Here is an 8519-nt window from a genome sequence, read left to right on the forward strand (position 1 = left end):
CTCCCCATTTATCACAATAACAATACATGCTTGCTGCTAGGCTTTTCTGGATACCTGTCGTATGCTTGAAACGCCGCTTTACGGCAATTCGCAAAGGACCCGTTTTTTCATGTTCCCTCCCTTCGGCAACTATCTGGCACTGTGGACCATCCGCGCCTACCAGCGCTACCTGTCACCCTACAAAGGTTTTTCCTGTGCCTACCGCGTGCTCGCGGGACGCGACAGCTGTTCCGCCTATGGCTACCGCGTGATCGAGCGGCATGGGTTGCGCGTGGGCCTGCCCTTGTTGCAGCGCCGCCTGCGCGCCTGCGGCGAGCGGCACCGCCAGCACCAGGCCCTGCATGCCAGGGGGCGCAGCGCGCGCTACCGGGCACAGGCGGGACATTGCGACCTGCCCGTCACCGATTGCGGCGACTGTGCCTGCGACTGCGCCGACATCACCAGCCTGGCCGACTGCAACTGGCCGCGCCGCGGCAAGCATCCGGGGTGGTTCCGCAACGACTACACAGCCAGTGCCGCATTGAAACGGCAGCAGGAGGAACACCGCAGGAAAATCCGGCAAGGACGGGAACCCGGCAACTGAAATTCACGCACTAACTTACAAATGAAATATTCATTCATAAAATGAATAATCCCCATTATCACTGTGAATTGGCCGGAAGCGGAACGGCGGCCTATACTCATGCCGTCTCCCCTACTCTGCTTCCCATGCATACCCAGCTCAGCCCGCGTACACAGCGGGCTTTTTGTTCCCGGCATTTGCCACTCTGCCATTCCACACAATGGTTTTTCAATAACAAGAACAGGGCACGGCTTTCACCGCCAGCCCAGCCCCCGACAGGGAGCCCATCATGATCGTGCGCGAACGTCCTTCGGCGCTGAGGCTCTTTCTGGTGGTGCGCGGTTCCGTCCTGCCGCGCATCCGCACCACGCTCATCGTCAATACCGTGATCGCCACCCTCGTCACCTGGTGCCACGGCACCCTGTTCGACCACAAGGTGATCCTCACCACCATTCCATTTACCCTGATCGGCTTGCCGCTGGCTATCTTCCTGGGCTTTCGCAACACGGCCGCCTACGACCGCTACTGGGAAGCGCGCAAGCTGTGGGGCGAGCTGGTCTTGCGCAGCCGTAATTTCTCGCGCCAGTGCCAGACCATGATACGCAGCGACACGCCGGCCCACGCGCGGCTGGGTCTGGACGACGTGCGCGTGCGCATGATTTACCGCACCATCGCCTTTTGCCACGCGCTGCGCCACCAGCTGCGCGACACGCGCGGACCGGCCGACTTGCAGCCGCTGCTGCGCCCGGCCGAGTGGGAAGCGGCTTGCCAGGCATCGAATCCATCCGACTACCTGATGCTGCAGATGGGGCACGACCTGGCCGACTGCGTCAAACAGGGCCGCATCGACAGCATCCTGGCCGCGCAGATCGATAACACGGTCTCGGCGATGGTGGGCGCAGGCGCTTCGTGCGAACGCATCCGCAGCACGCCGATTCCCTTCTCGTATTCGCTGCTGCTGCACCGCACGGCCTATCTGTACTGTTTCCTGCTGCCCTTCGGCCTCGTCGATTCGCTCGGCTTCATGACGCCCTTCGTCGTCGCCATCGTCGCCTACACCTTCTTTGGCCTCGATGCCCTGGGCGACGAGATCGAGGAACCGTTTGGCGAAGACGCCAACGATCTGCCCCTGTCGGCCATGTGCCGCGCCATCGACATCAGCTTGCGCGAATCGGTGCAGGACGATAACGTGCCGCCGCCCATGCAAGCTGTCGATTTTCTTCTTCATTAAAGCGCGACAACGCTTACGCTTGACCTTCCCACCGGGGCAAGGATTACAGTGGAAGCACTTAATCATTCAAGGAGTGCTTGCCATGTATCAGTTACAAGTTGAAAACATGAGCTGCGGCCATTGCGTCGGCTCGGTCACGAAAGCGGTGCAAGGCGTCGATCCGCAAGCCCAGGTGCAGATCGACCTGGCCAGCAAGCGCGTCACGGTGGAATCGCCCGCCGAACTGGGCGCCATCAGCGCGGCCATCGTGGAAGCGGGCTACCCCGTGACCAGCGCGCAGTAACAGCAGCAACAAGACAGCCGGCCCTTGCGCCGGCTGTTTTTATTTACCCGTCCAGCTCGGGATAGTGGCGGAAGATGCCTTCCTCATTGAAGGCGATTCTGCGCTTCGAGCGCAGGTAGCGGGCGATGTTCGGCCGCGCCGCCACGGCATCGTGCAAGTCAAACAAGGCTCGATACCGGGGCGCCAGGCGCGCCATGGCTTGCGGAAACGCATAACGCAAGCCCGCCAGCATCTGGAACAGCGACAGGTCGCCATACGTGAGTCTAGCCCCCAGCAGATACTGGCCGCGGCTGTTCAGCAAGACTTGGGTGAAATAATCGAGGAATTTGGGCAAACGTGTAGCGCGGAAATCCGCGCTGCGCAGCATGGCCGCCTGCTGTTGCTCTTCATAATACTGGTTCACCGACAGCGGATGGTGCGTGTCGTGCACTTCCGTCAGCCAGTCGGCCATCGTCAGCTGCAGCTGGTTCAGCCACAGGCGGCCGCTTTCCGCGCGCGGCGCCAGGCCCAGGCGCCGGCCCAGGTACAGCAGGATATTGCTCGTCTGGCCGATCAGCACATCGCCGTCGCGCAGCACGGGCGGCGCGTAGGCGGCATGCGGCGTGCTGTCGCCGTCGAGACAGGCCAGCATGGCGGACAGGCCTTGCCCCGCGCGTTCAGGCAGGCGGGCGATATCGCGGTAGTCGGCGCCCGCCTCTTCCAGGGCCAGGCGGATGAATTCGCCGCGCCCCTGGATCGTGGGCCAATAGTACAGTGCATACGCCATACCCTACCTCCGTTGATTTACCTCAATGGCAACACGCTTTCGCGTCCGTGTCGCCAGCCAGCCCCAGGCTTTGCAGGATAGGGCAATCGGGCTTGTCGTCGCCGTGGCACGATTGCGCCAGGTGGGCCAGGGTATCGCGCATTTCCGTCAGTTCGGCGATGCGCTTGTTGAGCTCGGCGACGTGCGCCAGCGCGATGCCTTTCACGTCCGCGCTGGCGCGCTGGTCGTTTTGCCACAGCGACAGCAGTTCGCGGATCTGTTCCAGCGAAAACCCCAGCCCCCGCCCGCGTTTAATGAAACGCAAGGCGTGCAAGTCGTTCGGCGTGTAGATGCGGTAACCGGCGTCGCTGCGCGCGCTGGGTTTTAACAGGGCAATACTTTCGTAGTAGCGTATCATTTTTGCCGATACGCCCGTTTCGCTTGCCGCCTGGCCGATATTCATCCTTATTGCTCCTTGGTATGCGTGCCACCTGAATGACTGCGGGCTTTCCAGCGGCGCAGCAACAGCGCATTGCTGATCACGCTGACCGAACTGAAGGCCATCGCCGCGCCCGCCACCATGGGGTTGAGCAAGCCGAAGGCGGCCAGCGGAATGCCGATCAGGTTATAAATGAAGGCCCAGAACAGATTTTGCCGTATCTTGCTGTAGGTGCGGCGCGAGATATCGATGGCGTCCGCCACCAAGGCCGGATCGCCGCGCATCAGCGTGATGCCGGCCGCATGCATGGCCACATCGGTCCCCGTCGACATGGCGATACCCACGTCGGCGGCCGCCAGCGCCGGCGCATCGTTGATGCCGTCGCCGACCATGGCCACTTTCGCGCCCTCGCCTTTCAGCGCCACGATTTTAGCGGTTTTATCGGCCGGCAGCATTTTCGCCGCCACCGTGTCGATGCCCAGCAGCTTGCCGACGGCGTCCGCGCTGCCCTGGTTATCCCCCGTCAACATCACCGTGCGGATGCCCAGGCTGTGCAGATGGGCTATGGCTGCCTGCGCGTTCGGCTTGACCTGGTCGCTGAAGGCAAACAGGCCCAGCAGTTCCGATCCCGACGCCAGCCACGAAATCGTGTTGCCCGTGTTTTCCAGGGACAGGGCCTGTGCCGCCAGAGGCGTCATATCGACGTGCAATTCCTGCATCAGGCGCGTGCTGCCCAGTTTCAGTTCCAGGCCATCGACGTGGGCCGCCAGGCCGCGCCCCGGCAAGGCCGACAGGCCCGTCGCTGGCAAGGGGGCAATGTGGCGCGCGGCCGCGGCATCGAGCACGGCCGTGGCCAGGCTGTGCTCGCTGCCGCGCTGGATGCTGGCCGCCAGTTGCAGCAGCCGCGCGTCGTCGATGCCGTGCGCATGCAAGGCCGCCAGCGCAGGTTTGCCCACCGTCAGGGTGCCCGTCTTGTCGAACACGACGGTATTGACGGCGTGCGCCACTTCCAGCGCTTCCGCATCCTTGATCAGGATGCCATAACGGGCGGCAACACCTGTGCCGGCCATGATGGCCGTCGGCGTGGCCAGGCCCAGCGCGCAGGGACAGGCGATGACCAGCACGGCCACGGCATTGATGATGGCGTTCTCCAGCTCGCCGGTGGCGAACCACCAGCCCAGCATGGTCAGCAAGGCCAGCAGCAGCACCACGGGCACGAAGATGGCGCTGACCTTGTCGACCAGGTGCTGGATCGGCGCCTTGGCCGCCTGCGCATCTTCCACCAGGCGGATGATGCGCGACAAGGTCGTCTCGCCGCCCACGGCTTGCGTGCGCACCAGCAACAAGCCATCGGCATTGATGGCGCCGCCCGTGACCTTGTCGCCCGGATGCTTATCGACCGGCAAGCTTTCACCCGTGATCAGCGATTCATTGATCTGGCTGGCGCCCTCCACCACCACGCCATCGACGGCCACCCGCTCGCCGGGGCGGATGACCACCAGGTCGCCCACTTTGACCTGTTCCACAGGCAAGTCGATCTCGACGCCGTCGCGGCGCACGCGGGCCGCTTCCGGACGCAAGACTTGCAGCGCGCGGATGGCCGAGGCCGTTTGGCGCTTGGCGCGGCTTTCCAGCCATTTACCCAGCAGCACCAGGGTGATGACGACGGCCGAGGCCTCGAAGTACAGGTGCGGCAACATTTCACCGGCCGTCAGCCACTGGTAGACGGACAAGCCGTACGCGGCGCTCGTGCCCAGCGCCACCAGCAGATCCATATTGCCGCTGCCGGCGCGGGCCGCCTTCCAGCCCGCCTTGTAGAAACGCGCGCCAAAGTAAAACTGCACGGGCGTGGCCAGGGCGAATTGCACAGCACCGGGCAGCATCAGGTGGACGCCGGCCCACTCGAGCAGCATGGGCAGCATCAGGGGGAAGGCCAGCACGGCCGCGAACGCCACTTTCATGCCGTCGCGGCTGGGCGCCGCAGCGGGCGCGCTGGCCTGGCTGGCGGCGGGCGCCGTGGCCGCATAGCCAGCCTTGTCGATGGCGGCGATCAGGGTGCCCGCCTCCAGGCCGCCCGTCACCTTGATGCGCGCGCTTTCCGTGGCCAGGTTGACGCTGGCGGCCAGCACGCCCGGCACTTTCAGCAAGGCTTTTTCCACCCGGCCCACGCACGAGGCGCACGTCATGCCGGCGATATGCAGGTCGATTTCGCGTTGCGCCACGCTGTAGCCGGCCTTTTCCACGGCCGCCTGCAAAGTGGCCAGGGGAATCGGCGTGCTGGACGTGACTTTGGCCACTTCGGTGGCCAGGTTGACGCTGGCCTGGCTCACGCCGGGCACGGCGGCCAGGGCCTTTTCCACGCGGCCCACGCACGAGGCGCAGCTCATGCCTTCGATGGCCAGCGCCTGCGCATGCGCGGCGGCGGGAGGGGAAGTGGCGGGAGCGAGTGCGGCCTGATTCATGGCAGATCCTGTACGAAAGATGAACGAATACGGACAGGATCTGCTATCCCATGATGGGAAGGTCAAGCCCTATTTGCACGATGTGCCGGGCCTGTTTGACGACGCTTAGCGCACGACGCAGTCGATGGCGGCCGGCTTGCCGCTGCCGGCGGCGCTGCCCGGACCCGATGACGACGCTGAAAAGACCGGCGGCGGCGTGAACGGGATGCCGGGATTGACGGGCAGCATCACGGGCGGCTGCTTGAAGTTGGGCGTAAAACCAAATTGGCCGGCGGCAAAATTCTGCGTCCCGGCAGGATTGGTCACATGAATCAGGCCATCGAGCACCTGGACGTACAGGCCGGGGGGCAGCCCTGGCCCTGCCGATGGCAACGGCGCCGACGGCACGGCATAGGTGGCGACAAACGTCGTGCCGCGAATGCCGATGGTGGCGGCCGGCGTCTTCATCTCGAAGCGCTCCTTGTTGCGCTTGCCCAGCAAGCCCGTGACGGAACGCAAGCCCCCCTTGAGCAGGCTGAAAATGGCGCGGTCGCCATCGGGCTGCTCGGCCACATAGCTGAATTGCTCGATCACGACACTGCTGTTCGGCTTCAGGGTGATTTCGCTATTGTCGATCAGCTTGATCAAGGCATAGGTTTCCTTTTCCGTCAGCAAGGTGTCCCCCTGCTCGACTTCGGACTTGATGGCCAGGATTTTCACCTTGCCATCCGCCTTCTTGGCCATCAAGGGACCACTCAACTGCATCACCGTGCCCGCCACCTGCCCGGCCCAGGCGTGCGCGCCCACGCACATCAGGGCCAGCCACAGCAAGGCCTTAATTGCAGTACATTTTTTTAACGGAATCATCGTAGTTGTGTCCTGTGGGTTTGTCTGCAGCATCAGCAACATCCTTGCTGTCTTTTTTCTTGTCGTCAGTCTTGGCCGGCGAGGTAGACGCGAGCGCATCATTGGCACGGTCGGCCTGCTTGATGATACGCAACGCATCGTCGATGGCCGTGTTCAGGCCAGGATTGATGACGGGCGGATCGATGGTCGTGGCAGGCAGGAAGATGGCATCCGCCATGCTCACCGCGCCATTCGGCGCCAGCAGGGTCACGGCGCTGCGCTGGCGGTTGATGCGCACGCCCGACGTCCCCGTGATGCCGCCCGTTTTCGCCAGCACGCTCATGCTGGCCGCCGCCGGCAAGGCGACGCTGGCCGTGTCCGCAAAGCGCACGGAGCCATCCGCGCTGGCGGCAAAATTGCCGCCGCCGAGGACCTTGGCATCGCCTTCGATGCGGATGTCGCCGCCCGCCACCAGGCGGATGTCGCGCGCCGCCGTCAACTGCGCGCCATTGCCCAGCACCACGTCCGTGCTGGCATTGAGGGCGATGTCATTGCCTGCGATCTTGCCATGGACGGTGACGGGGCTGTGCGACGTCACGCTGACGTTGCCGCCATGCGCATCGATATCGCCGGCCGTCACGCCGCCCGTGTTGTCGATGGCGATATTGCCCCCACCAGTGCTCAGCGTTCCCAGGGTCAAGCTGCCGGGCGCCGAGGTATTGTTCAGCGTAATGCCGCCGCCGGCACTATTGTTTGCCGTCAAACTGCCCACTTGGTTGCCAGCATTACCCAGCACGATGCCGTTTTGCGCCTGCGCATCGAGGCTGCCGGCGAGCAGCGCGCCATCCTGGCCGATGGCGCCGTTCAGCGCGCTCAAGCGCACTTCGTTCGCCGCCAGGCTGGCGAAGCGCAAATCGCCCGCCGCCTGCGTGATGGCCAGCTGGCCAGCCAGCCGGATGGCGCCGGCCGTCTGACTAAAACTATTGGCGACAAGCAAGTTGCCGTTGCCGCTCAGCACACCGCCGCCTTGCGCATAGCGGTCGGCCGACAGGCTGCCGTTCAGCAACAAGCTGCCGCCATGGATTTCCAGTCCTGCCAGGCCGCCCAGCACGGAGCGGTCCAGCGCGCTTTCACCGAGGCTCAAGCTGCCACCCGTCAACAGCAAGCCCGTCGCCAAGTTCAGGTTTTTCAGGATGGTGCTGCCGGCAGCCGCGCTGTAGGTGACGATGCCCCGGCTGTTGCCAAAGTCGACAGCCAGCACGTTCGCGCCTTCCGGCACCACGCCGCCGTCCCAGTTGGCCGCGTCGCTCCACAAGCCGCTGCCGCTGCCGACCCAGGTCGACAATTGTTTTTGCGCAATCGTGGCCTGCGCCGTGCCACCCGTCGTTTCCAGCGTGTAATTGCCCGCATCGGCGCCCGCCAGGCGGAAGCCGCTGGCCGTCACCAGCTTGCCCATGCCCGCGTTCTTGTCGGCAAAGCTGCCGCTGCCGCCCACCACGCTGACCACATCCTGGCCCAGCACGCCGTTCGCCGAGGCGCTGACCGTCGCGGCAGTCGTACCGTCATACACCTTGCCTGCGGCGCTCAGGCCCGCCAGGGTCAGGCTGGCGGGCGTGATACTGGCCAGCAAGCCCGTCGGCAAGACGATAAAGTAATTGCCCGCATCGGCACCCGTCAAGGTCGCGCCGCTCACCAGCACGGCCTTGGCCGCGCCCACGTTCTTGTCGGCGAAGTTGGCCACGGCAAAGGCCACGACACTGTCGCCGGCGATGCGGTCATCGCCCAGGCTCAGCTGCGCGCCCGTCGTGCCATCGTAGACCTTGCTGCCCGCCACGCCGGACAGGTTCAGGGCGCGCGCCGCGATGTCGGCCGTGGTGCTGCCCGCATTGCTGCTCAGCACGTAGTTGCCCGCATCGTCGCCGCTCAGCGCCAGGTTCGTCACACGCACGGCCTTGCCGCTGCCCGCGTTCCT

The 8519-nt window shown here is 64.5% G+C and carries 8 protein-coding genes; 3 read left to right on the top strand and 5 right to left on the bottom strand.

What is annotated here, in order from left to right; translation table 11 throughout:
• Positions 1 to 109: 109 nt before the first annotated feature.
• The 3 genes from yidD (at position 110) to J0O65_RS27730 (ending at position 2076) form a co-directional block, all read left to right on the top strand.
• Positions 110 to 583, top strand: a complete 474-nt coding sequence (gene yidD / locus J0O65_RS27720) for a membrane protein insertion efficiency factor YidD (RefSeq protein ID WP_215410327.1) — start codon at positions 110 to 112, stop codon at positions 581 to 583.
• Between the two features lie 268 nt (positions 584 to 851).
• Positions 852 to 1793, top strand: coding sequence for a bestrophin family protein (locus J0O65_RS27725; RefSeq protein WP_215410328.1), 942 nt, complete (start codon positions 852 to 854; stop codon positions 1791 to 1793).
• An 82-nt stretch (positions 1794 to 1875) separates the two neighbouring features.
• Positions 1876 to 2076, top strand: coding sequence for a heavy-metal-associated domain-containing protein (locus tag J0O65_RS27730; protein WP_077407505.1), 201 nt, complete (start codon positions 1876 to 1878; stop codon positions 2074 to 2076).
• A 43-nt stretch (positions 2077 to 2119) separates the two neighbouring features.
• Here the strand turns inward: J0O65_RS27730 and J0O65_RS27735 are convergent, their stop codons facing one another.
• From J0O65_RS27735 to J0O65_RS27755, 5 genes are all read right to left on the bottom strand, one after another.
• Positions 2120 to 2842: a glutathione S-transferase gene (locus J0O65_RS27735; RefSeq protein WP_215410329.1), complete on the bottom strand. Its 723-nt coding sequence runs from the start codon at positions 2840 to 2842 to the stop codon at positions 2120 to 2122.
• 22 nt (positions 2843 to 2864) lie between these two features.
• Entirely contained in the window at positions 2865 to 3284 is a 420-nt protein-coding gene (gene cueR, locus J0O65_RS27740; RefSeq protein ID WP_034788623.1) for a Cu(I)-responsive transcriptional regulator, read from the bottom strand.
• A gap of 2 nt (positions 3285 to 3286) precedes the next feature.
• Entirely contained in the window at positions 3287 to 5722 is a 2436-nt protein-coding gene (locus J0O65_RS27745; RefSeq protein WP_215410330.1) for a heavy metal translocating P-type ATPase, read from the bottom strand.
• 105 nt (positions 5723 to 5827) lie between these two features.
• Positions 5828 to 6532, bottom strand: coding sequence for a FecR family protein (locus J0O65_RS27750; RefSeq protein WP_502793605.1), 705 nt, complete (start codon positions 6530 to 6532; stop codon positions 5828 to 5830).
• A gap of 4 nt (positions 6533 to 6536) precedes the next feature.
• The coding region (locus J0O65_RS27755; RefSeq protein WP_251374036.1) for a YDG domain-containing protein at positions 6537 to 8519 on the bottom strand (1983 nt) is incomplete at its 5' end.

It is taken from the genome of Janthinobacterium sp. JC611, from assembly GCF_018682595.1.
In the GTDB taxonomy this organism is placed as follows: Bacteria; Pseudomonadota; Gammaproteobacteria; order Burkholderiales; family Burkholderiaceae_D; genus Janthinobacterium.